The organism is Rhizobium terrae, assembly GCF_003425685.1.
Lineage (GTDB): Bacteria > Pseudomonadota > Alphaproteobacteria > Rhizobiales > Rhizobiaceae > Neorhizobium > Neorhizobium terrae.
Genome location: NZ_QJKM01000076.1, coordinates 1 through 861, shown reverse-complemented (window position 1 = coordinate 861; position 861 = coordinate 1). Strand labels below are relative to the sequence as shown.

The 861-nt window shown below is 53.3% G+C and carries 1 protein-coding gene; it reads left to right on the top strand.

The window, feature by feature from the left end; translation table 11 throughout:
- Nucleotides 1–126: 126 nt before the first annotated feature.
- Nucleotides 127–861 (top strand): IS110 family RNA-guided transposase (locus DMO26_RS33460; protein WP_117196539.1); only part of this gene is annotated, 735 nt, incomplete at its 3' end.

Sequence of the window (861 nt, the reverse complement as noted above, 5' to 3'; positions counted from 1 at the left end):
TAGATGGGATATTCGGCTTTGCGTCTCAGCGTTGACCATTTTGGATTGCGGTGCTGCGCTTCTGGCTGATGGTAAAACGAGGTCATGTCTTTCAACGGCCTCAAACATCAAAGGGAGAAGCGCAGCATGAAACACTATTGTGCACTGGATGTATCGGTGAAAGAGACCGCGGTCTGCATTGTTGATGAGACAGGCAAGATTTGCCGGGAGGTAAAAGTAGCCACTCACCCTGAGGATTTGATCTCGGTGATCAAGGATCCGAAGTGGCAGATTGAGCGGATTGGTCTTGAAGCCGGACCGCTGTCACAATGGCTTTATGAAGGACTTGCCAAGGCAGGACTGCCGGTGATCTGCATCGAGACCAGGCATGCCAAGGCATTTTTGAAAGCCCAACCGAATAAGACGGACCGCAACGATGCGCGTGGCATAGCCCAAATGATGCGCGTCAATCTCTACCGGCCTGTGCATGTGAAGACACTGACGAGCCAGAAACACCGGGCATTGCTGACCGCGCGCAAACTCCTGCAGGAAAAAGCCATCGCCATCGCGAATGACATTCGCGGATTATTGCGCAACTTCGGTCTGAAAGTCGGACTGGTCGGCAAGGTCAAATTCGATGAGCGGATCAATGAACTGGTCGAAGGCAGGCCTGATCTATACGAAATCATGCTGCCATTGTTGGCTGCACGCAAACTGCTGCGCGACGAGTTCACCAAGCTGCACAAGAAGGTTTTGGATTTGGTCCGCGACGATGAAGTTTGTCGCCGGTTGACGACGATCCCTGGTGTCGGCCCCGTTGTCGCTCTCACCTACACGGCAACCATCGATATTCCTGGGCGGTTTGCACGTTCAAAGGCGGTC